The following is a 21,105-nucleotide window of genomic DNA, read 5'->3' on the forward strand; positions in this document are numbered from 1 at the left end:
GGGTTTTGGAGCAAGTATGAAAGGTATTATTCTGGCCGGCGGTTCCGGTACGCGTCTGCATCCGATTACCCGCGGCGTATCGAAACAGCTGTTGCCGATTTACGATAAGCCGATGATCTATTACCCGTTGTCGGTGCTGATGCTGGCGGGAATCAAAGATATTCTGATTATCTCAACGCCGGAAGATCTGCCTTCATTCAAGCGGCTCTTGGGCAGCGGTGAAGCGTTCGGCATCAATCTCAGCTATGCCAAACAGCCAAGTCCCGATGGCCTGGCTCAAGCATTTTTGATCGGTGAAGAATTTTTGGCCGGTGAGCCGAGCTGTCTGGTTTTGGGCGACAATATTTACTTTGGTCAGGGGTTCAGTCCCAAGTTGAGAAGCGTTGCAGCACGCACCACCGGCGCGACCGTGTTTGGCTATCAGGTGATGGATCCCGAGCGCTTTGGCGTGGTGGAGTTTGACGACCACTTCCGCGCGCTGTCGATCGAAGAAAAACCGGTTAAACCGAAGTCTAACTGGGCGGTGACCGGCCTGTACTTCTACGATAGCCAGGTGGTGGAGTTTGCCAAACAGGTGAAGCCTTCGGAGCGCGGCGAGCTGGAAATCACCAGCATTAACCAGATGTATCTGGAACGCGGAGAGCTGAACGTCGAGCTGCTGGGGCGTGGTTTCGCCTGGTTGGATACCGGCACGCACGACAGTCTGCTGGAAGCCAGCAGCTTCGTGCAGACGGTAGAAAAACGCCAGGGCTTTAAAATCGCCTGTCTCGAGGAGATCGCCTGGCGCAATGGCTGGCTGGATGATGAGGGCGTAAAACGCGCGGCTCAGACGCTGGCCAAAACCGGTTACGGCAAATATTTACTGGATTTACTGCATGCGCGTCCACGCCAGTATTGAACCGCTGCAGTGGGAGAGCGACTTCTTCCACTTGGAAAGCGCCAAGTTACATTTCGATAACTCGGCGGCGTCTGTAGCTGAAGCTGATTTGAACGCTTATGCATTGGTGCAGGCCAAAATTCCCGCTTACCGCCTGGAATGGGCCGATGCGCTGTCGACGCTGGGATTCCGGCTGGTCGAAGGGGAAGTGGACCTGGTGGTGAACGTTGCGCCTGAAAGCGCAATGGCCGATGCCGCTTCGGCGGTTGCGTTGCGTCAGGCCGTTCCCGAGGACATCCCGTCATTGCGCGCTGCCGCCGGTGAGGTGTTCGCCGCCAGCCGATTTCGCGCCCCGTGGTACGATCGCGCCGATAGCGGGCGATTCTATGCGGCCTGGATCGAAAAGGCCGTTCTGGGCACCTTTGATCATCAATGCTTGCTGGTGCTGGATAGCCAGGGGCAACCCGAAGGCTTTGTCAGCCTGCGTGACATTGGCGGCCAGGAAATGCGCATTGGCCTGTTGGCGGCGTTCCCCGGCGCATCCGGCCGGGGCGTGGGCGCCAGGCTGATGACGGCGGCGATCGCCGAATGTCGGCAGCAGGGGATGCAGCGCCTGCGGGTTGCGACCCAGGTGGGCAATATCGCCGCATTACGACTCTATCAACGACAGGGTGCCGTGATTGAAAGCACCGCGTATTGGTTATACAGAGGTAGACATGATTCCATTTAACGCTCCACCGGTTGTTGGCACTGAACTGGAATATATGCAGGCTGCCATGGGCAGCGGCAAATTGTGCGGCGACGGCAGTTTCACCCGCCGCTGCCAGCAGTGGATGGAACAGCGTTTCGGCAGCGCGAAAGTGTTGTTGACGCCTTCCTGCACCGCGTCGTTGGAAATGGCCGCCATTCTGCTGGATATCCAGCCGGGTGACGAAGTGATCATGCCAAGCTTTACCTTCGTTTCCACCGCCAACGCCTTTGTGCTGCGCGGCGCCAAAGTGGTGTTCGTCGACCTGCGTCCAGACACCATGAACATCGACGAAACCAAAATCGAAGCGGCGATCACCGATAAAACCCGCGCGATTGTGCCGGTGCACTATGCCGGCGTGGCCTGCGAGATGGATACCATCATGGCGCTGGCGAAGAAATATAACCTGTTCGTGGTGGAAGACGCCGCGCAGGGCGTGATGTCGACCTACAAAGGCAAGGCATTGGGTACCATTGGCCATATCGGCTGCTTCAGCTTCCATGAAACCAAAAACTACACCGCCGGCGGCGAAGGCGGCGCGACGCTGGTGAACGATCCGGCCCTGATCGATCGGGCGGAAGTCATCCGCGAAAAAGGCACTAACCGCAGCCAGTTCTTCCGTGGCCAGGTAGACAAATATACCTGGCGCGACATCGGTTCCAGCTATCTGATGTCCGACCTGCAGGCCGCCTACCTGTGGGGCCAGCTGGAAGTGGCGGAGCGCATCAACCAGCGCCGTTTGGCTCTGTGGCAGAATTACTACGACAGCTTCCTGCCGTTGGCCCGGTCAGGCCGCATCGAACTGCCGGTAATCCCGGCCGACTGCGTGCATAACGCGCACATGTTCTATATCAAGTTGCGCGATATCGAAGAGCGCACGGCCTTTATCGACTACCTGAAGGAAGCCGAAATCATGGCGGTGTTCCACTATATCCCGCTGCATGATTGCCCGGCCGGCGAACGCTTTGGCCGCTTTGCCGGCGAAGATCGTTACACCACGCAGGAAAGCGCGCGTCTGGTGCGCTTGCCGCTGTTCTACAATATGTCTGATGTCAATCAGCGTACGGTAATCAATACCATCCTGAGTTTCTTTGCCTGATATGTCGTTGGCAAAAGCATCGATATGGACCGCCGGCTCCACGCTGATCAAAATCGGCGTGGGGCTGTTGGTGGTGAAACTGTTGGCGGTGGCGTTTGGCCCCAGCGGGGTGGGGCAGGCGGGTAACTTCCGCCAGTTGATTACCGTGCTGGGCGTGCTGTCCGGCGCGGGCATTTTTAACGGTATCACCAAATACGTGGCGGAGTACCACCAGGATCCGCAGCGTCTGCGTCTGGCGGTGGGCACCGGGTCGAGCATCGTGCTGGGCTTTTCAACCTTGCTGGCGCTGGTGTTTCTGTTCGCCGCCGAACCGATCAGCATCGGGCTGTTCGGGCATGCCGATTACGTCGATGTGGTGCGCGCCGTCGCTTTCATTCAGATGGGCATCGCCTACGCCAACCTGTTTATGGCGGTGCTGAAAGGCTATCGCGACGCGATGGGCAATGCGCTGGCGGTGATCGGCGGCAGCCTGATCGGCGTGGTGGCTTATTACCTGTGCTTCAAGCTGGGCGGTTATGAAGGCGCGCTGGCGGGGTTGGCACTGGTGCCGGCGTTGGTGGTGCTGCCGGCCGGGCTGATGCTGTGGCGGCGCAAAACGCTGCCGTTGAGCTACCTGGCGCCGCGCTGGGACAAACTCGTGGCCGGCAACCTCGGCAAGTTCACCGTCATGGCGCTGATCACTTCGGTGACGCTGCCGGTGGCCTATGTGATGATGCGTAACCTGTTGGCCGCGCATTACGGTTGGGATGAAGTGGGGATCTGGCAGGGCGTCAGCAGCATTTCCGATGCCTATCTGCAGTTCATCACCGCCTCGTTTACCGTCTATCTGCTGCCGACGCTGTCGCGGCTGACGGACAAGGGCGCCATCTCGCGGGAGATCGTGCGCTCGTTGAAATTCGTGCTGCCGGCGGTAGCGGCGGCGAGCTTTACGGTGTGGCTGCTGCGTGATTTCGCCATCTGGCTGCTGTTCTCGGACAAATTCGTCGCCATGCGCGATCTGTTTGCCTGGCAGCTGGTGGGCGACGTGCTGAAAGTCGGGGCTTATGTGTTCGGCTATCTGGTGATCGCCAAAGCGTCGCTGCGCTTCTATATCCTGACGGAAGTCAGCCAGTTTCTGCTGCTGACGCTGTTCTCGCACTGGCTGATCCCGCTGCACGGCGCGTTGGGGGCGGCTCAGGCCTATATGGCAACCTACATCGTGTATTTCGCGCTCTGTAGCTGCGTATTTCTTATCTATCGTAGACGAGTATGACCACACTGATTCACGTTCTGGGATCCGATATCCCGCATCATAACCAGACGGTGCTGCGCTTCTTCAACGACGTGCTGGCGCCGCGTTTGCCGGCTGAGCAGACGCGGCATTTTATGGTGGCGGCCAAGGATGTGGCGGCACTGGGTGATTTCCCCGCCCTGAACATTGCGCCCTATGCGGACAAGAAAAGCCTGGCGGCGGCGGTCATCGCGCGCGCTCAGGCCGATCGCGATGCGCGCTTCTTCCTGCACGGCCAGTTCAATCCGGGGCTGTGGCTGGCGCTGCTGAGCGGCAAGATCAAGGCGCGTCAGGTCAGTTGGCATATTTGGGGCGCCGATCTGTATGAAGACGCCACCAGCTGGAAATTCCGGCTGTTCTATCTGCTGCGCCGCATTGCGCAGGGGCGAGTAGGGAACGTGTTTGCTACCCGCGGCGACGTGATCCACTACCAGCAGCGCCATGCGCGGGTGCCGGCCTCGCTGCTGTACTTCCCGACCCGCATGGATCCGGCGCTGACCGACGTTCACGTCGAGAAAAACCTGGCCGGGCCGATGACGATTCTGGTCGGTAACTCCGGCGATCGCAGCAATCGGCATATCGAAGCGCTGCAGGCGATTCATCAGCAGTTCGGCGCCGACGTGCGCGTAATCCTGCCGATGGGCTATCCGGCCAATAACGACGCCTACATCGAGCAGGTGCGCGCCGCCGGGTTGCCGCTGTTCGGCGAGAAAAACCTGCAGCTGCTCACGCAGCAGGTGGCGTTTGAGGACTATCTCAATATTTTACGCGCCTGCGATCTCGGCTATTTCATTTTCAATCGCCAGCAGGGGATTGGCACTTTGTGCCTGCTGATTCAGTTCGGCGTGCCTTTCGTGCTCAGCCGGCAAAACCCGTTCTGGCAGGATTTGGCGGAACAGCATCTGCCGGTGCTGTTCTACGGCGATTCGCTGGACGAGGCGGTGGTGCGTGAAGCGCAGCGTCAGCTGGCGGCGGTGGATAAACAGGCGATCGCCTTCTTCAATCCGAACTATGTCGACGGTTGGCAGCAAGCCCTGGCGTTGGCGGCGGGAGAGCACTCATGACGTTGGCGCAATTCGGCGGCCTGTTCGTCGTCTATCTGGTCAGCCTGACGTTTATCCTGACGCTGACCTATCAGGAGTTTCGGCGCGTGCGCTTTAACTTCAACGTCTTCTTCTCGCTGCTGTATTTGCTGACGTTTTATTTCGGTTTTCCTTTGACCTGCCTGCTGGTGTTCCAGTTTGACGTCGAGGTAGTGCCGGTGGAGTTTCTGCTGTACGCCCTGCTGTCGGCGACGGCGTTTTACGCCATCTATTACGTTACCTACAAGACCCGGCTGCGCAAGCGCCGCACACAGCCGCGCGCTGCGCTGTTTACCATGAACCGGGTGGAAACCCATATGACCTGGGTGCTGCTGGCGCTGGTGGCGATCGGTACCGTTGGGATCTTCTTCATGCAGAACGGTTTCCTGCTGTTCAAGCTCAATTCCTACAGCCAGATTTTCTCCAGCGACGTGTCCGGTGTGGCGCTCAAGCGGTTCTTTTACTTCTTCATTCCGGCGATGCTGGTGGTCTATTTCCTGCGGCAGGATCTGCGCGCCTGGTTCTTGTTCCTGATGGCGACGGTGGCGTTCGGCATTCTGACCTACGTGATCGTCGGCGGCACCCGCGCCAACATCATCATCGCCTTCGCGCTGTTCCTGTTTATCGGCATCGTGCGCGGCTGGATCACGCTGTGGATGCTGGCGGCGGCGGGCATATTCGGCGTGGTCGGCATGTTCTGGCTGGCGTTGAAGCGCTACAGCCTGGACGTCAGCGGCGCGGAGGCGTTTTATACCTTCCTCTATCTGACCCGCGATACCTTCTCGCCGTGGGAAAACCTGGCGCTGCTGTTGCAAAATTACGACAAGATCGATTTCCAGGGCCTGGCGCCGATCTTGCGTGATTTCTACGTCTTTATCCCTACCTGGCTCTGGCCCGGCCGGCCGGACGTGGTGCTGAACTCGGCCAACTACTTCACCTGGGAAGTGCTGAACAACCACTCCGGGCTGGCGATTTCGCCGACGCTGATCGGTTCGCTGGTGGTGATGGGCGGCGCGCTGTTTATCCCGCTCGGCGCGATTCTGGTGGGCATGATCATCAAGTGGTTCGACTGGCTGTATGAGCTGGGCAAAACCGAGCCGAACCGCTATAAGGCGGCCATTCTGCAGGGGTTCTGCTTCGGCGCGGTGTTCAACATGATCGTGTTGGCGCGGGAAGGGGTGGATTCATTCGTGTCGCGCGTGGTGTTCTTCTGCATTATTTTCGGCGCCTGTCTGGTGCTGGCGAAGTTGCTGTATTGGCTGTTCGATACCGCCGGGCTGATCAAGGCCAGAGTGACGCGCACCCGCGCGCTGGCGTCGCCGCCTCGGGCCAACGGTCTTTTGTAAGGGTAATGAGAACGATGGAAGCAAAGATTTCGGTGCCGCAGTATGAGCTGCGCGGTTTCAGCCTGTGGGGCTTTCGCGATATGGCGCACTGCATGGACTTTTTGTTCGACGGCGGCCGGGTAAAACAGGGCACGCTGGTGGCCATGAACGCGGAAAAGATCCTGAAGGCGGAAGAGGACCAGGCGCTGCATGCGTTGCTGGATGAGGCGGAGTACAAGTACGCAGACGGCATCAGCATGGTGCGCTCGATTCGCCGCAAATACCCGGCGGCGGACGTTTCGCGCGTTGCGGGCGCCGATCTGTGGGAAGCCTTGATGCAACGCGCCGGCCGTGAAGGCACGCCGGTCTTCCTGGTCGGCGGCAAGCCGGAGGTTTTGGCGGAAACCGAGCAAAAGCTGCGCAGCCAGTGGAATGTCAACCTGGTGGGCAGCCAGGACGGCTACTTCAAACCGGATCAGCGCGAGGCGCTGTTCGAGCGTATTCGTGCCAGCGGCGCCGCGATCGTGACGGTGGCGATGGGATCGCCGAAGCAGGAGATTCTGATGCGCGACTGCCGCAAGGTGCATCCGCAGGCGCTGTATATGGGCGTGGGCGGCACCTACGACGTCTTTACCGGCCATGTGAAGCGTGCGCCCAAGGTGTGGCAGAACCTCGGTCTGGAATGGCTCTACCGCCTGCTCAGCCAACCCAGCCGCATCGGCCGGCAGTTGAAGCTGTTGAAGTTTGTCGGCTACTACTACAGCGGCAAGATGTAACCCCTCATCCGGGGCGGAAAGTGCTGTTCCGCTCCGGTCTGCTGTACCAATAATCTGCTTTTGCGCGTTTCTCCCGCATATCTATAACCCTCGGCCCTAAACGTCGTCGCATTTATTCCATAAAGTTTTAAATTGCGGTTTGCTTATAGCGACGAAATGCGAAACGATACCGCCCGGAAATTATCCCTGGCCGCTGAAGCTTGATGCGACAGCGCTGAACGATGTCCTTCTCACGGTCACTTCGCTCCGACAACCCGTTGATGCCAATCCGATCGGCAGGGGATGATTTATTCTTTTAATAATGACAATAACGACCGGCAGCGGCCGGCAGGCAAACACGACCCGAGAAAAATTATTGAGGATTTATGGCACACAAAGAGAAACCGCAAGGGCTACACCGGGGCCTTGAGGCCCGGCATATCGAGCTTATCGCTCTGGGGGGCACCATCGGTGTCGGCCTGTTTATGGGCTCGGCCAGTACGCTGAAATGGGCGGGGCCGTCGGTGCTGCTGGCTTACATTATCGCCGGGCTGTTCGTGTTCTTCATTATGCGTTCGATGGGGGAAATGTTGTTCCTCGAGCCGGTCGCCGGGTCGTTTGCCGTTTACGCGCATAAGTACATGAATCCCTACTTCGGTTATCTGACCGCCTGGGGCTACTGGTTTATGTGGATTGCCGTCGGCATTTCTGAAATCACCGCCATCGGGGTGTATGTGCAGTTCTGGTTCCCGGAAATACCGCAGTGGGTGCCGGCGCTGATCGCCGTAGCGATGGTCGCGTTGGCCAACCTGGCGGCGGTGCGCCTGTACGGTGAGCTGGAGTTCTGGTTTGCCATGATCAAGGTCACCACCATCATCGTGATGATTCTGGTGGGGCTGGGGGTGATCTTCTTCGGCTTCGGCAACGGCGGTGAACCTATCGGTTTCGCCAATTTGACGGCGCACGGCGGTTTCTTTGCCGGCGGCTGGAAAGGCTTCCTGTTTGCGCTGTGCATCGTGGTGGCGTCCTATCAGGGGGTTGAACTGGTGGGCATCACCGCCGGGGAAGCCAAGAACCCGCAGGTGACGCTGAAACGCGCGATCAACAATATCCTGTGGCGCATCCTGATCTTCTATGTCGGTGCGATCTTCGTCATTGTCACCATCTTCCCGTGGAACGGCATCGGCACCACCGGCAGCCCGTTCGTGCTGACCTTCGCCAAGATCGGCATCGTTGCTGCCGCCGGCATCATCAACTTCGTGGTGTTGACCGCCGCGCTCTCCGGTTGCAACAGCGGCATGTACAGCGGCGGCCGCATGCTGTACGCCCTGGCCAAGAACCGCCAACTGCCGGCGGCGCTCACCAAGCTTTCCGCCAGCGGTGTGCCGGTGAACTGCATCGCCGTCACCATCGGCTGCCTGTTGGTGGGCTCCGCGCTGAACTACATCATCCCGAATCCGGAGCAGGTGTTCGTTTATGTCTACAGCGCGAGCGTGCTGCCGGGCATGGTGCCGTGGTTCGTGGTGCTGATAAGCCAACTCTATTTCCGCCGCGCCCATAAGGAAGCGATCAAAAACCACAGCTTTAAGTCGATCATGTTCCCGTATGTGAACTATCTGACCATCGCTTTTCTGGTTTGCGTGCTGGTCGGCATGGGAATCAACCCGGATACGCGCATTTCCCTGCTGGTCGGGGCGATTTTCTTAGCCGGCGTCAGCCTGTGCTACTTCGCTTTCGGCATGCACAAGAAACATCATCCGGTTGAAAATCGGGTAGAAACGCGCCAATAAACGGCGAAAAGGGGCTACGGAGTGCGCTTTTGTGCGCGGGAGTGAGCAAAGCGTAATCAAACGCAACATTTCTGCGAAAAAGCACTAGACAGGATTGGCGTAAATCCGTAGTATCCCCTCCCGCAACGGCGCTACGCGCCCGTAGCTCAGCTGGATAGAGCGCTGCCCTCCGGAGGCAGAGGTCTCAGGTTCGAATCCTGTCGGGCGCGCCATTAAGTTTGTGCGCAGGAGCTGCGGTGGTATATTACCGCGTGAGTAAGAAGTAGTAATGGTGGCTATAGCTCAGTTGGTAGAGCCCTGGATTGTGATTCCAGTTGTCGTGGGTTCGAGTCCCATTAGCCACCCCACTTCCTGACGAAGTGACGATTTAGCAGTATTTTGTGACAGTGCGAAGGTGGCGGAATTGGTAGACGCGCTAGCTTCAGGTGTTAGTGTTCTTACGGACGTGAGGGTTCAAGTCCCTCTCTTCGCACCACGCAAAATATCTGATAAATATAAGATTTATATGGACAATGGTCTGATAAATCGGGTAGTATGAGCAATACAAATCGGCGAGTAGCGCAGCTTGGTAGCGCAACTGGTTTGGGACCAGTGGGTCGGAGGTTCGAATCCTCTCTCGCCGACCACATTCGAAAAACCTGCTTTTTTAAAGCAGGTTTTTTTTCGTCTGTAGTTTATGAGGATGAGTACCTCCGCAGGAGGTTCGAGCCTCGCGAAGCGAGACGAAGGTAGGCCCGTGCAGCAGTGCGCGGGCTTTTTGCGTATCTAAGGATGGGCACTTTGTCTCTGTCGGCAAGCGTGTTGGTTTTTAGCGACAGCGCCATCCAGCGCTGTCGTCAGGTTGAGACAAATAATTGATTGATTTAAAAAGATAAAATGGGCTTTGGCTTAAGTCGTCGTTTTGAGGCGACATTCTTATTACGGCTGCTGGCATGGAATGCCAGAGAGTGGCATATAACAGGAAAGACAGGGTTAAATTAAAAATTAATATATTTCAATGCATTGAGACCTATTTTATATTGGGAATGGCCTCAACCTTAAAGTTGGCACGCCAAGTGCAATATCTATAGCGTAGATGCTCATTCCACCTCTTATGTTCGCCTTAGGCCTCATAAACCCTGGGAATGACGCAGAGCCGATTTAGGGTGCCTATCGCCCACGAGAACGATGACTAACCCGTCATCACGCTCAGGGCAAAACGTTGAGTGAGGCACCGCCCCTGTTGTCCTAGACCTGATTGCTTCTTTATACACTTGCCCTGCGGCAAGTGTTTTTTTTGCGCCTCAGGATGTTAACTGGCAAAAAAAAGCGCGGCATCAAGAGCCGCGCTGTTCTTCAATCGTGCAGGGCGCTATTCGCCGCCGTTCTGTTTCAGCGTCAACATCAGTCCTTCGCGCCGCATCTGCGCCGCTTCATCCGAACGATGCAGTTTTTCCAGCGTATCGGCCAACCAGGCGTAGTCGTAGGCATCCGGGCGCTGTTTCAGCGCTTCGCGGAAGACGTCGGCCGCCTGCTGCCACTCGCCGTGTTTCATCAGCAGCTGCCCCAGCGTGCTGTTCAGCAGCGGCGTCGCGCCGTGCTGCTTCATCTGCTGGCGCAGCGCTTTCTCCAACTGCTCGGGGTTGCCGGACTTCAGCCGCGGCAGCAGCAGCACCAGGCGCTCGTCGTATTGGCGCTTCAGGCTGTCGAGCACGATCTCCTGCGCCAGTTCGTGGTCGTTGCATTCGATCAGGTGTTCCACCATCGCGATTTGCAGCGGCACTTCGTGACGCGTCTTGCGGCTCTGATCTTTCCACCAGCGCTTCAGGCCTTCGCTGCCTTCGTCCGCCATCGCCTGATTCATCAGCCCGATATAAGCCTGCTGCTGCAATGCCTGCAGTTGCTCTTCGCTGTGGAGTTCGATTTTACGCATCGACGGCAGCACTTCCAGCAGCGACGCATAGGCGCCGGTGCGCAGATAGGCTTGTTCCGCCAGGCGCAATACTTCCGGATGACGCGGCGCCTGATTCAGCAGGCGATCGACACCGTGGCGCGCGGCGTGGTTCTCGCCCTGCGCCAGCTGGATGCGAACCCGGGTGATGTCCACCGGCAGTTGATCGGTGTCGGCCGCTTCGGCAGCGCGCTCCAGATACTGATTAGTGCGGAAGTCGTCGCCGCGTTGCTGTGCGGCCTCGGCGGCCAGCAGGTAGTTCACGACCGGCTGTTCGGCGTGGTCGGCGTTGCGCGTCATCAGCTTCTCGACCTGCTTGTAGTCGCCTTCCGCCAGCTTGATCAGCGCGGCTTTGGTTTGCTGGCGCGCGCGGGTGCGCTTGCGGCCGATAAACCAACCGCGCGTGCGGGCGCCGGTACGGAAGATGCGGCGCAGGATCCACTCGATCGCCAGCAGCACCACGAACAGCAGCACCAGCATAATCACCAGGCCGGTGACGCTGGTTTCAATATTGTAATTGTCGGTCTGGATCAGCACATAGCCTTGATGCCCGGCCAACATCGGCCCGAGCACCACGCTGGCGATCACCACCAGGAACAGAAATAGCACGCGTAACATGGCTTAACCCTCCTGGTGAGCGGCAGGGGACTGGGTCATCAGGTTGCGCACCCGGGTCTGCATCACTTTTTCCAGCAGCGGCTGGCTTTTCAGCTGATCCGGCACGTCCATCGAGATCGACTGTTGGCTCAGGCTGTCCAGCTCTTCCAGGAAGGCTTTAGTCGCCGGATCGGTGGTGTCGAAATAGGCGCGCACCCAGGTGGAGACGGTTTCCAGCGATTGCTTGTAGGTCTCGTTCTGGTGGCGCGGGATGGCCTGCGCGGCCACCAGCAGGCGCGAGCGGATGTTTTCGCGCAGGTAGATGTCCTGGTTCGGCGCCAGCAGCGGTTCGGCGCTGGCGTCGCGGCGGCGGATGGTAATGAAGTCGGCCATGAAATTGCGCCAGCTCTTGGCCAGGTTCTGCCGCCACTCGGCGATCGAACCGGAGAGCTCGCTGCTGTTTTGATCCATCGGCGCTTCGTCGGTGTCGTTGTCCGCCAAGCGCAGGTTATCCACCTGATTGGACAGCTGATTGACCTTGAGGATGATGCCGTCGTAATCGACCTGGGTCAGCGTAGCAAGCGTGCCGATGTCTTCGGTAATGGCGCGGCGCACGTCGAGCAGGCTAGGATCGTTCATGTCCGCCAGGCTGGCGTCGGCGCTTTTCAGCAGCGCGGCGGCGCTGGTCACGTCCTGATCGCTCCACAGCTTGCGGCCGGCCATTTTCACCAGGAAATCGGCCTGCGCCAGCAGCCAGGTTTTGGCGTCGCTGCCGGAGATGGTCGCCACTTTTTCCTGCAGCTCGCTCAGTTGGCGCGCGAGGTTAGCCTGCTCGCGATCGGCGGCGTCCAGGGTTTTACCCTGCTGCTGCAACAGGCCTTCCAGCGCATTTCTTTCCTGCTGCTGGCTCTGCTTCACGCCTTCAAGCTGCTGCTGCAGCGCCTGATTGGCGGCGATCAGCTGTTGCGCCTGCTGGTGCGTGTGGTAATAGCCGCCCGCGCCGAGGGCGATGACCAGCACGATAGCGATCGCGCCGAGCACCGGGCCGGTGTTCTTGCCTTTGCGGCTGGCAGCGGCTGGCTGCTGGGAGCTCTCAACCGCGATGGTTGGCTCTTCAACCGGAGCGGATGGGGTATTTTGTTCCGTCATAGTGGCACATCCCATAGTCAGATTATTGTAGCGCGCGGATCAGCGCGTCATTATCGGCGTTGTCAGCTACCCGAATCGTACGCCAGCCCAAATCCCGGGCGAGGGTAGCCAGGCGTTCGCTCACTACTACCAGGCGGCAACGCAGCAGCCATGAAGAACGATAGTAATCAGGAACTAAAGTATAGAGCTGTTGTAACATTTCACCGCTGGTCACCACCAGCGTATCCACACCGGCGCGCTGCCAGTGGGCGCTCTGCTCGCTGCCGTCGTAGTGCACCGGGCTGCGTTGATAGCATTCATAATAGCTGACGTCGGCGCCGCGCTCGCTCAGCGTCGTGCCCAGCAACTCGCGGCCGCCGTTGCCGCGCAAAATCAGCGCGCGTTTGCCCGCCAGCTTTTGCAGCGCCGGCAGCAGCAGCAGCGTTTCGCTGATCTCGCGTTCGCGCGGGTATTCCACCGGCAAACTGCTGATGCGGTGCAGCGCCAGCCCGGTGGTGCGGCCGATGGCGTAATAAGTCAGGTGCGCGGGCCAGCTCAGCCCGGCGCGGCCGATGACCGAATCGGCATAGTTCACCGAATGCTGCGACAGCACGAATACCAGATCGCCGGCGTTCAACTGCTGCAACGCCTGCGGCAGCTGCGGCAGATCGCCGCCGGGGGCGAAGTCGATCAGCGGTGCATGATAGGCAACCCGGCCGAGTGCGCGCAACCGGCTCACTAACTGCTCTCCCGAAGGCGATGGGCGGGTTACCAGGATCGTCATGCCGGCGGATTTCCCTGATAAACTTCGCGCAGGATCTCGCGCGCGCCGCGCGCCAGCAGCTCTTCCGCCAGCTCAACGCCCATCCGTTCGGCCTCGGCGGCCGGGCCGCGGCGCTCGCCGCGCACCATCTGGCTGCCGTCCGGCGCGCCGACCAAGGCGCGCAGCCACAGGCTGTCGCCATCCAGTTCGGCATAGCTGCCGATCGGCACCTGGCAGCCGCCTTCCAGACGGGTGTTCATCGCCCGTTCGGCGCGCACGCGGGTTTCGGTGGCCGCATGGTTCAGCGGCGCCAGCAGCGCGCGGGTGACGCTGTCGTCGAGACGGCATTCAATGCCGACCGCACCCTGGCCGACCGCCGGCAGGCACTCTTCGGCGCTCAGCGGGCTGCGGATGCGTTGCTCCAGTCCCAGGCGTTTCAGGCCGGCCACCGCCAGAATAATTGCGTCATAGTCGCCGTTGTCCAACTTGGCCAGGCGAGTGCCGACGTTGCCGCGTAGGTCGCGCACGATCAGATCCGGGCGGCGTTCACGCAGCTGGCACTGGCGGCGCAGGCTGGAAGTGCCGACCACGCTGCCCTGCGGCAGTTGATCGAGCGAGGCGAAACGGTTGGAAACAAAAGCGTCGCGCGGATCTTCGCGTTCGCAAATGGTGGTCAAACCGAGGCCGGCGGGGAAATCGACCGGCACGTCTTTCATCGAGTGCACGGCGATGTCGGCGCGGCCTTCCAGCAGCGCCAGCTCGAGTTCTTTAACAAACAGGCCTTTACCGCCGACTTTTGCCAGCGGCGTATCCAGAATAACGTCGCCGCGCGTCACCATCGGCACCAACTCGACCTGCAGGCCGGGATGGCAGGCCATCAGACGTTGCTGCACATAATGTGCTTGCCAGAGTGCAAGCGGGCTTTGTCGGGTGGCAATTCGAATAATTTTGTCTAACATGCTTGTTACCGTTTTTATATTTCGCCATCCATCCTACCACTGAGAGCCAATACTGTCAGTGCAAGAAGCCGGAGGCGGAAAAAGGACAACGGAATCAAAGGGACGTGTGATGTGCTTTGGGGCAGTTAACACTGCGGGTAAATCGTTTAGGGAAGCGCTACAATAATTGTGAAGCGTTACCTCCTTTACGGTCAATCAGCAAGGTGTTAAATTGATCACGTTTCCAGCAATAAGTCGCCAAATATTCTTCTTACACTAACGGCGCTTATGGAATACGGGTTTTTTTCTAAACACCGGGATAATCAGGCGAGACGTCTTGTACCTCTACATCGAGACATTGAAGCAGAGACTGGATGCGATCAATCAGCTACGCGTCGATCGCGCCCTGGCGGCTATGAAGCCCGCGTTTCAACGGGTATACAGTCTGCTGCCCACCTTACTGCACCACCACCACCCGCTGATGCCGGGTTACCTGAACGGTAACGTTCCCCACGGCATTTGCCTCTACACGCCTGATGAAACTCAACAAGATTACCTGAACGATTTAGAAGACAAATGGGGCAGCCCGTTTGACAAACCGGCCAGCGGCGAGCTGCCGATCACCGGCGTCTATTCGATGGGCAGCACCTCGTCTATCGGCCAAAGCTGCAGCTCGGATCTCGACATCTGGGTCTGCCACCAGTCCTGGCTGGACAACGAAGAACGCACCCGCCTGCAGCAAAAATGCAGCCTGCTTGAGAAGTGGGCCGCCTCGATGGGGGTGGAAGTCAGCTTCTTCCTGATCGACGAAAACCGCTTCCGGCATAATGAAAGCGGCAGCCTGGGCGGCGAAGACTGCGGCTCGACGCAGCATATCCTGTTGCTCGACGAATTCTACCGCACCGCGGTGCGCCTGGCCGGCAAGCGCATCCTGTGGAACATGGTGCCGGGCGAAGAAGAAGCGCACTACGATGAATACGTGCTGTCGCTATACGCGCAGGGCGCGCTGACGCCGAACGAGTGGCTGGATCTCGGCGGCCTGAGTTCGCTGTCGGCGGAAGAGTACTTCGGCGCCAGCCTGTGGCAGCTGTACAAGAGCATCGATTCGCCTTACAAGGCGGTGCTGAAGACCCTGCTGCTGGAAGCCTATTCCTGGGAATATCCCAATACCCAACTGCTGGCGACGGACATCAAACATCGCCTGCATCAGGGCGAGATCGTCAGCTTCGGGCTCGACGCCTACTGCATGATGCTCGAGCGCGTCACCCGCTACCTGACCGACATCAACGACACCACCCGCCTCGATCTGGCCCGCCGCTGTTTCTACCTGAAAGTGTGTGAAAAGCTGTCGCTGGCCAAGGCCTGCGTCGGCTGGCGGCGCGAGATCCTCAGCCAGCTGGTCAGCGAATGGGGCTGGAGCGAAGAGCGTCTGGCGATGCTGGACAACCGCGCCAACTGGAAAATCGAACGGGTGCGCGAAGCGCATAACGAGCTGCTCGACGCGATGATGCAGAGCTACCGCAACCTGATCCGTTTTGCCCGCCGCAACAACCTCAGCGTCAGCGCCAGCCCGCAGGATATCGGCGTGCTGACCCGCAAACTGTACGCGGCGTTCGAAGCGCTGCCCGGCAAGGTGACGCTGGTGAACCCGCAGATTTCGCCGGACCTGTCGGAAAACGACTTAACCTTTATTCACGTGCCGGTTGGCCGCGCCAACCGCACCGGCTGGTACCTGTATAATCAGGCGCCGGCCATGGATTCTATTGTCAGCCATCAGCCGCTGGAATATAACCGCTACCTGAACAAGCTGGTGGCCTGGGCCTATTTCAACGGCCTGCTGACGCCGCAGACCCGCCTGCACATCAAGAGCGGCAACCTGTGCGACACCGCCAAGTTGCAGGAGCTGGTGGCCGACGTTTCTCATCACTTCCCGCTGCGCCTGCCGGCGCCGACGCCGAAAGCGCTGTACAGCCCGTGCGAGATCCGCCATCTGGCGATCATCGTCAATCTGGAAAACGATCCGACCGCCGCCTTCCGCAATCAGGTGGTGCATTTCGATTTCCGCAAGCTGGACGTGTTCAGCTTCGGCCAGCAGCAGCAGTGCCTGGTGGGCAGCATCGATCTGCTGTACCGCAACTCCTGGAATGAAGTGCGCACCCTGCATTTCAGCGGCGAGCAGTCGGTGCTGGAAGCGCTGAAAACCATTCTCGGCAAAATGCATCAGGACGCCGCGCCGCCGGAGTCGGTGGAAGTGTTCTGCTACAGCCAGCACCTGCGCGGCCTGATCCGCACCCGCATCCAGCAGCTGGTGTCGGAATGCATCGAGCTGCGCCTGTCCAGCACCCGCCTGGAGCCCGGCCGCTTCAAGGCGGTGCGCGTCGCCGGGCAGACCTGGGGGCTGTTCTTCGAGCGCCTGAGCGTATCGGTGCAAAAGCTGGAGAACGCGGTGGAGTTTTACGGCGCCATCTCCAACAACAAGCTGCATGGCCTGTCTATCAAGGTGGAAACCGATCAGGTGCATTTGCCGCCGGTGGTGGACGGCTTCGCCAGCGAGGGGATCATCCAGTTCTTCTTCGAAGACACCTCAGACGACAAGGGCTTCAACATCTATATTCTGGACGAGTCTAATCGGGTGGAGGTGTATCACCACTGCGAGGGCAGTAAAGAGGAGCTGGTGCGCGACGTCAGCCGCTTCTATTCATCCTCGCACGATCGCTTCACCTACGGCTCCAGCTTCATCAACTTCAACCTGCCGCAGTTCTATCAGATCGTGCAGCTCGACGGGCGCACGCAGGTGATCCCGTTCCGCAGCAACGTGCTGTCCAGCCTGTGCGTGACGGTGGCCGACGGCGCCGCGCAGCCGCTGAAACAGCAGTTCCAGCTGCATTGACGCCGCAAGGGCTCGGTTGCCGAGCCCTGCTTAGCCTCAGGAAAAACGCAGTTCCTCGCCGGCCTGCGCGCTGGCCGCTTCGCTGAGCAGCTGATAAAACGGCTGCCCGCTGCGATCGCATAGCCAAGCGCCGTCGCGGTAGTTGAAGTGGTAGCCGCCGGCCTTGGTGGCGAGCCACACCTGGTGCAGCGGCTCCTGTCGGTTGATGACGATTTTGGTGCCGTTTTCGAAGCTCAGCGTCATTACGCCACCATTGGTTTCGTAATCGATATCCGCATCGCCGTCAAAATCGTCCAGTGTCTCTTCAATATTCAGCATCAGCTGGTCGGCCAACTGGTGAAACTCGCTGTCGTTCATATTCAATTCCTATTGCTTTTCATGATCCACCTGCGATTATAGAGACCTTGGACGCATGAATTACAGGCATTAATGCAAATGAAAAAACAACTACGCTATGCGCTGATGGCAGTTCTGGTTACCGGCCTCGCCGGCTGTGGTCTGAAAGGCCCGCTTTACTTCCCGCCTGCCGATCCCGCCAGCCAAAAACCGGCCAAGCCGCCGGTGCAAACGGGCGATCAGGTGCAAAAGAACCAGCAGGAGCAGTCTGGCTCTCAGCAAAAACCGTCGATGGTCGACCAGTAACACCCTGTTTGCGGTGGCGAGCGCCGCCGTAAAATCAAGACGGATAGCGCGTCCAGATAGCGGAGTATGATATGCAGTTCTCCAAAATGCACGGTCTGGGCAACGACTTTATGGTGGTCGATGCCGTTACACAGAATGTCTATTTTTCACCTGAGCTGATCCGCCGGCTGGCCGATCGGCACCTGGGCGTCGGCTTTGACCAGATGCTGGTGGTAGAACCGCCTTACGATCCCGAGCTGGATTTTCACTACCGAATTTTCAACGCCGACGGCAGCGAAGTGGCGCAGTGCGGCAACGGCGCGCGCTGCTTCGCGCGCTTTGTGCGGCTGAAAGGGCTGACCAACAAACGCGACATCCGCGTCAGCACCCAAAACGGGCGCATGGTGCTCAGCGTCACCGACGACGATCTGGTGTGCGTCAACATGGGCGAGCCTAATTTCGATCCGCAGGCGGTGCCGTTCCGCGCCGCCAAGGCGGAAAAGACCTACATCATGCGCGCGGCGGAACACACCGTGCTGTGCGGCGTGGTGTCGATGGGCAACCCGCATTGTGTTTTGCAGGTGGACGATGTAAAAACCGCCAAGGTGGAGCTGCTCGGGCCGGTGCTGGAAGGGCATGAGCGCTTCCCGGAACGGGCCAACATCGGTTTTATGCAGGTGGTCAGCCGCGATCATATCAAGCTGCGCGTTTACGAGCGCGGCGCCGGCGAAACGCAGGCCTGCGGCAGCGGCGCCTGTGCGGCGGTGGCGGTGGGGATCCAACAGGAATTGCTGTCAGAAGAGGTGCATGTAGAACTGCCGGGCGGCAGCCTGCATATTCGCTGGAAAGGGCCGGGCAACCCGCTGTTTATGACCGGCCCGGCAACCCATGTCTATGACGGATTTATTCATCTATGAAAAGCGTAGAAGAACAGAGCGTCGCCGGCCTGGCGCTGGATGACGACACCGTGATGCAGTACCTGCTGCAGAACCCGGATTTCTTTATTCGCAACGCGCGCCAGGTTGAGCAGATGCGCGTGCCTCACCCGGTGCGCGGCACCGTTTCGCTGGTGGAATGGCATCTGGCCCGCCAGCGCAATCACATCGAACGGCTGGAAGAAGAGATCACGCTGCTGATGGAGCAGGCCAGCGCCAACGAAGGGCTCTTCGCCCGGTTGTTGCACCTGCAGGCCGATCTGGCCACCGCCGACAGCCTGCAGGACATGCTCAACCGGCTGCAGCGCTGGGCGCGCGGCTTTGGTTTGGCCGGCGCCACGGTGCGCCTGTTCGCCGAGCGCTGGAAGATCGGCGCGCCTTCCGACTTTACCCACCTGGCGCTGACGCGTTCGGCGTTCGAGCCGTTTCGCATTCAGCGGCTGGGCAGCGAACAACATTACCTCGGCGGCCTGAACGGCCCCGAACTGCTGCTGCTGTTGCCGCAGGCCAAACAGATTGGCCAGATTGGCTCGGTGGCGCTGTCGATGCTGGGCGACGATGGCGAACTGGGCATGGTGATCTTCAGCAGCCGCGATACGCAACACTATCAGCAGGGCATGGGCACGGTGATGCTCAATCAACTGGCGCGCATGCTGCCGGCGCTGCTGGAACGCTGGGTCGAACGCGCATGACGCCGATTGCGCCCAGCCTGCAGCAGCCGGTGGACGCTTTTCTGCGTTATCTCAAGGTAGAACGGCAACTCAGCCCGCTGACGCAGCTTAGCTATTCGCGCCAGCTGGCGGCGCTGATGCGCCTGGCGCAGGAGATCGGCGTCACCGACTGGGCGGCGCTGGACGCCGCCCGGGTGCGCATGCTGGCGGCGCGCAGCAAACGCGCCGGCCTGCAGTCCGCCAGCCTGGCGCTGCGGCTCTCTTCGTTGCGCAGTTTCCTCGACTGGCTGGTCAGCCAGGGCGTATTGCACGCCAACCCCGCCAAAGGCATCCGCACGCCGCGCAGCGGCCGCCATCTGCCGAAAAACATCGACGTCGATGAAATGAACCAGCTGCTGGAGATCGATCTCAACGATCCGTTGGCGGTGCGCGATCGCGCCATGCTGGAGGTGATGTACGGCGCCGGCCTGCGCCTCTCCGAGCTGGTGGGGCTGGATTGCCGCCATGTCGATATGGCGGCCGGCGAGGTGTGGGTGATGGGGAAAGGCAGCAAAGAGCGCAAATTGCCGATCGGGCGCACCGCCGTCACCTGGCTGGAACACTGGCTGGCGATGCGCGATCTGTTCGGGCCGGAAGATGACGCGATGTTCCTGTCCAATCAGGGGCGGCGCATCTCGACGCGCAACGTGCAAAAGCGCTTCGCCGAATGGGGCGTGAAACAGGGCGTCAACAGCCATATTCACCCGCACAAGCTGCGTCACTCCTTCGCCACTCACATGCTGGAGTCGAGCGGCGATCTGCGCGCGGTGCAGGAGCTGCTCGGCCACGCCAACCTGACCACCACGCAAATTTATACCCACCTCGACTTTCAACATCTGGCGAACGTGTACGATGCCGCGCATCCGCGCGCCAAACGGGGGAAATCCTGATGCATTTTTATCGCCCGCTGCGCCCGCTGGCGGCGCTGACTTTCGATCTGGACGACACGCTGTATGACAATCGCCCGGTGATCCGGCAAACCGAACAACAGTCGGTGGCCTTCCTGCAGAGCTACCACCCCGGTCTGAACAGCTTTCAGTCGGCGGATTTCCACCGCCTGCGCCAGGAGCTGCGCGAGCAGGATCCGGAGATTTACCACGACGTCACCCAGTGGCGCTGGCGCGCTATTCATCTGGCGCTGAGCCGGCAGGGGCTGCGCGATGCCGACGCGGCGATCGGGGCCGATGCGGCGATGCAAAACTTCGCGCTGTGGCGCAGCCGCATCGAGGTACCGCAAGCGACCCACGCCACGCTGAAGGCGCTGGCCGCGCGCTACCCGCTGGTGGCGATCACCAACGGCAACGCCGATCCGGCGCAGTGCGGCCTGGACGGTTATTTCCAGTTCGTGTTGCGCTCCGGGCCGGACGGGCGCGCCAAGCCGTATCAGGACATGTATCACCTGGCCGTCGAGCGGCTGGGCGTGGCGCCCGAGCAGATCCTGCATGTGGGCGACGATCTGACCACCGACGTCGCCGGCGCGCTGCGCGCGGGGCTGCAGGCCTGTTGGATCAACGATCGGCAACGCTGCCTGATGCAGGCCGCCGACAGCCGCCTGCTGCCGCATATTGAGATTTCGCAGTTGGCATCGCTGACAGCATTGTTATAATCCCTGCCAGAACTCTGTATAAATTTCCAGTGAAAAACCCG

At 59.8% G+C, this 21,105-nt stretch carries 19 protein-coding genes and 4 tRNA genes; 18 read left to right on the top strand and 5 right to left on the bottom strand.

The window, feature by feature from the left end; all coding sequences use genetic code 11:
- Positions 1–16 precede the first annotated feature (16 nt).
- From rfbA to ACJ8IN_RS17465, 12 genes are all read left to right on the top strand, one after another.
- Positions 17–898 carry a glucose-1-phosphate thymidylyltransferase RfbA gene (gene rfbA, locus ACJ8IN_RS17410; protein WP_060428420.1) on the top strand — a complete coding sequence of 294 codons (882 nt, stop codon included), beginning with the start codon at positions 17–19 and terminating at the stop codon, positions 896–898.
- Positions 876–1,607 carry a dTDP-4-amino-4,6-dideoxy-D-galactose acyltransferase gene (gene rffC / locus ACJ8IN_RS17415; protein WP_060428418.1) on the top strand — a complete coding sequence of 244 codons (732 nt, stop codon included), beginning with the start codon at positions 876–878 and terminating at the stop codon, positions 1,605–1,607. The genes rfbA and rffC overlap by 23 nt, the downstream gene beginning before the upstream one ends.
- Positions 1,594–2,724 carry a dTDP-4-amino-4,6-dideoxygalactose transaminase gene (rffA, locus tag ACJ8IN_RS17420; protein WP_442519513.1) on the top strand — a complete coding sequence of 377 codons (1,131 nt, stop codon included), beginning with the start codon at positions 1,594–1,596 and terminating at the stop codon, positions 2,722–2,724. Before rffC ends, rffA begins: the two co-directional genes overlap by 14 nt.
- A 1-nt stretch (position 2,725) precedes the next feature.
- Positions 2,726–3,976: a lipid III flippase WzxE gene (wzxE, locus tag ACJ8IN_RS17425; protein WP_060424191.1), complete on the top strand. Its 1,251-nt coding sequence runs from the start codon at positions 2,726–2,728 to the stop codon at positions 3,974–3,976.
- The gene (locus ACJ8IN_RS17430; RefSeq protein WP_033636643.1) at positions 3,973–5,058 is read left to right on the top strand and encodes a TDP-N-acetylfucosamine:lipid II N-acetylfucosaminyltransferase; all 1,086 of its coding nucleotides are present in this window, start codon (positions 3,973–3,975) and stop codon (positions 5,056–5,058) included. The genes wzxE and ACJ8IN_RS17430 overlap by 4 nt, the downstream gene beginning before the upstream one ends.
- Positions 5,055–6,422, top strand: a complete 1,368-nt coding sequence (wzyE, locus tag ACJ8IN_RS17435; protein ID WP_060424193.1) for an ECA oligosaccharide polymerase — start codon at positions 5,055–5,057, stop codon at positions 6,420–6,422. The genes ACJ8IN_RS17430 and wzyE overlap by 4 nt, the downstream gene beginning before the upstream one ends.
- Positions 6,423–6,436: 14 nt before the next feature.
- Positions 6,437–7,177 (top strand): lipopolysaccharide N-acetylmannosaminouronosyltransferase, encoded by a 741-nt coding sequence (wecG, locus tag ACJ8IN_RS17440; RefSeq protein WP_033636645.1) that lies wholly within the window; start codon positions 6,437–6,439, stop codon positions 7,175–7,177.
- 365 nt (positions 7,178–7,542) lie between these two features.
- A complete protein-coding gene (gene thrP, locus ACJ8IN_RS17445; RefSeq protein ID WP_033649864.1) occupies positions 7,543–8,946 on the top strand; it encodes a bifunctional threonine/serine APC transporter ThrP in 1,404 nt (467 codons plus the stop codon).
- 135 nt (positions 8,947–9,081) lie between these two features.
- Positions 9,082–9,158, top strand: a tRNA-Arg gene (locus ACJ8IN_RS17450).
- Positions 9,159–9,217: 59 nt separating this feature from the next.
- A tRNA-His gene (locus ACJ8IN_RS17455) sits at positions 9,218–9,293 on the top strand.
- A gap of 41 nt (positions 9,294–9,334) precedes the next feature.
- A tRNA-Leu gene (locus ACJ8IN_RS17460) sits at positions 9,335–9,421 on the top strand.
- Positions 9,422–9,495: 74 nt separating this feature from the next.
- Positions 9,496–9,572, top strand: a tRNA-Pro gene (locus ACJ8IN_RS17465).
- Between the two features lie 725 nt (positions 9,573–10,297).
- Here ACJ8IN_RS17465 and hemY read toward each other — a convergent pair.
- Genes hemY through hemC form a run of 4 tightly spaced genes read right to left on the bottom strand, consistent with a single transcriptional unit; the run spans position 10,298 to position 14,323 of the window.
- Complete coding sequence (gene hemY, locus ACJ8IN_RS17470) at positions 10,298–11,494, bottom strand: protoheme IX biogenesis protein HemY (protein ID WP_060388290.1); 1,197 nt, start codon at positions 11,492–11,494, stop codon at positions 10,298–10,300.
- Positions 11,495–11,497: 3 nt separating this feature from the next.
- The gene (gene hemX, locus ACJ8IN_RS17475; protein ID WP_164105545.1) at positions 11,498–12,622 is read right to left on the bottom strand and encodes a uroporphyrinogen-III C-methyltransferase; all 1,125 of its coding nucleotides are present in this window, start codon (positions 12,620–12,622) and stop codon (positions 11,498–11,500) included.
- A 22-nt stretch (positions 12,623–12,644) separates the two neighbouring features.
- Positions 12,645–13,385, bottom strand: coding sequence for a uroporphyrinogen-III synthase (hemD, locus tag ACJ8IN_RS17480; RefSeq protein WP_033636649.1), 741 nt, complete (start codon positions 13,383–13,385; stop codon positions 12,645–12,647).
- Positions 13,382–14,323, bottom strand: a complete 942-nt coding sequence (hemC, locus tag ACJ8IN_RS17485; protein WP_004934233.1) for a hydroxymethylbilane synthase — start codon at positions 14,321–14,323, stop codon at positions 13,382–13,384. Before hemC ends, hemD begins: the two co-directional genes overlap by 4 nt.
- A 316-nt stretch (positions 14,324–14,639) precedes the next feature.
- Here hemC and ACJ8IN_RS17490 point away from each other — a divergent pair, with 316 nt between their 5' ends.
- Positions 14,640–17,192, top strand: coding sequence for a class I adenylate cyclase (locus tag ACJ8IN_RS17490; protein ID WP_019452546.1), 2,553 nt, complete (start codon positions 14,640–14,642; stop codon positions 17,190–17,192).
- Positions 17,193–17,228: 36 nt separating this feature from the next.
- Here the strand turns inward: ACJ8IN_RS17490 and cyaY are convergent, their stop codons facing one another.
- Entirely contained in the window at positions 17,229–17,549 is a 321-nt protein-coding gene (cyaY, locus tag ACJ8IN_RS17495; RefSeq protein WP_033649637.1) for an iron donor protein CyaY, read from the bottom strand.
- A 78-nt stretch (positions 17,550–17,627) separates the two neighbouring features.
- Here cyaY and lptM point away from each other — a divergent pair, with 78 nt between their 5' ends.
- From lptM to yigB, 5 genes are all read left to right on the top strand, one after another.
- Entirely contained in the window at positions 17,628–17,834 is a 207-nt protein-coding gene (gene lptM / locus ACJ8IN_RS17500; protein WP_004934241.1) for an LPS translocon maturation chaperone LptM, read from the top strand.
- A gap of 71 nt (positions 17,835–17,905) precedes the next feature.
- Positions 17,906–18,730, top strand: a complete 825-nt coding sequence (dapF, locus tag ACJ8IN_RS17505) for a diaminopimelate epimerase (protein ID WP_047569816.1) — start codon at positions 17,906–17,908, stop codon at positions 18,728–18,730.
- Positions 18,727–19,440 carry a DUF484 domain-containing protein gene (locus ACJ8IN_RS17510; RefSeq protein ID WP_033636652.1) on the top strand — a complete coding sequence of 238 codons (714 nt, stop codon included), beginning with the start codon at positions 18,727–18,729 and terminating at the stop codon, positions 19,438–19,440. The genes dapF and ACJ8IN_RS17510 overlap by 4 nt, the downstream gene beginning before the upstream one ends.
- Complete coding sequence (gene xerC / locus ACJ8IN_RS17515) at positions 19,437–20,348, top strand: tyrosine recombinase XerC (protein WP_016929495.1); 912 nt, start codon at positions 19,437–19,439, stop codon at positions 20,346–20,348. Before ACJ8IN_RS17510 ends, xerC begins: the two co-directional genes overlap by 4 nt.
- Positions 20,348–21,064: a 5-amino-6-(5-phospho-D-ribitylamino)uracil phosphatase YigB gene (yigB, locus tag ACJ8IN_RS17520; protein ID WP_033649639.1), complete on the top strand. Its 717-nt coding sequence runs from the start codon at positions 20,348–20,350 to the stop codon at positions 21,062–21,064. Before xerC ends, yigB begins: the two co-directional genes overlap by 1 nt.
- Positions 21,065–21,105: the final 41 nt, after the last annotated feature.

Origin of the sequence: Serratia sp. CY31944 (genome assembly GCF_052169175.1) — a bacterium.
Taxonomy (GTDB): domain Bacteria; phylum Pseudomonadota; class Gammaproteobacteria; order Enterobacterales; family Enterobacteriaceae; genus Serratia; species Serratia sarumanii.

Bases quoted from the DNA above. Each gene is read 5' to 3' on its own strand.
- rfbA (WP_060428420.1), top strand. From the start codon at position 17: ATGAAAGGTATTATTCTGGCCGGCGGTTCCGGTACGCGTCTGCATCCG.
- rffA (WP_442519513.1), top strand. From the start codon at position 1,594: ATGATTCCATTTAACGCTCCACCGGTTGTTGGCACTGAACTGGAATAT.
- wzyE (WP_060424193.1), top strand. From the start codon at position 5,055: ATGACGTTGGCGCAATTCGGCGGCCTGTTCGTCGTCTATCTGGTCAGC.
- ACJ8IN_RS17510 (WP_033636652.1), top strand. From the start codon at position 18,727: ATGAAAAGCGTAGAAGAACAGAGCGTCGCCGGCCTGGCGCTGGATGAC.
- hemX (WP_164105545.1), bottom strand. From the start codon at position 12,622: ATGACGGAACAAAATACCCCATCCGCTCCGGTTGAAGAGCCAACCATC.
- thrP (WP_033649864.1), top strand. From the start codon at position 7,543: ATGGCACACAAAGAGAAACCGCAAGGGCTACACCGGGGCCTTGAGGCC.
- hemC (WP_004934233.1), bottom strand. From the start codon at position 14,323: ATGTTAGACAAAATTATTCGAATTGCCACCCGACAAAGCCCGCTTGCA.
- wecG (WP_033636645.1), top strand. From the start codon at position 6,437: ATGGAAGCAAAGATTTCGGTGCCGCAGTATGAGCTGCGCGGTTTCAGC.
- wzxE (WP_060424191.1), top strand. From the start codon at position 2,726: ATGTCGTTGGCAAAAGCATCGATATGGACCGCCGGCTCCACGCTGATC.
- ACJ8IN_RS17430 (WP_033636643.1), top strand. From the start codon at position 3,973: ATGACCACACTGATTCACGTTCTGGGATCCGATATCCCGCATCATAAC.
- hemY (WP_060388290.1), bottom strand. From the start codon at position 11,494: ATGTTACGCGTGCTATTTCTGTTCCTGGTGGTGATCGCCAGCGTGGTG.
- xerC (WP_016929495.1), top strand. From the start codon at position 19,437: ATGACGCCGATTGCGCCCAGCCTGCAGCAGCCGGTGGACGCTTTTCTG.
- cyaY (WP_033649637.1), bottom strand. From the start codon at position 17,549: ATGAACGACAGCGAGTTTCACCAGTTGGCCGACCAGCTGATGCTGAAT.
- hemD (WP_033636649.1), bottom strand. From the start codon at position 13,385: ATGACGATCCTGGTAACCCGCCCATCGCCTTCGGGAGAGCAGTTAGTG.
- rffC (WP_060428418.1), top strand. From the start codon at position 876: ATGCGCGTCCACGCCAGTATTGAACCGCTGCAGTGGGAGAGCGACTTC.
- yigB (WP_033649639.1), top strand. From the start codon at position 20,348: ATGCATTTTTATCGCCCGCTGCGCCCGCTGGCGGCGCTGACTTTCGAT.
- dapF (WP_047569816.1), top strand. From the start codon at position 17,906: ATGCAGTTCTCCAAAATGCACGGTCTGGGCAACGACTTTATGGTGGTC.
- lptM (WP_004934241.1), top strand. From the start codon at position 17,628: ATGAAAAAACAACTACGCTATGCGCTGATGGCAGTTCTGGTTACCGGC.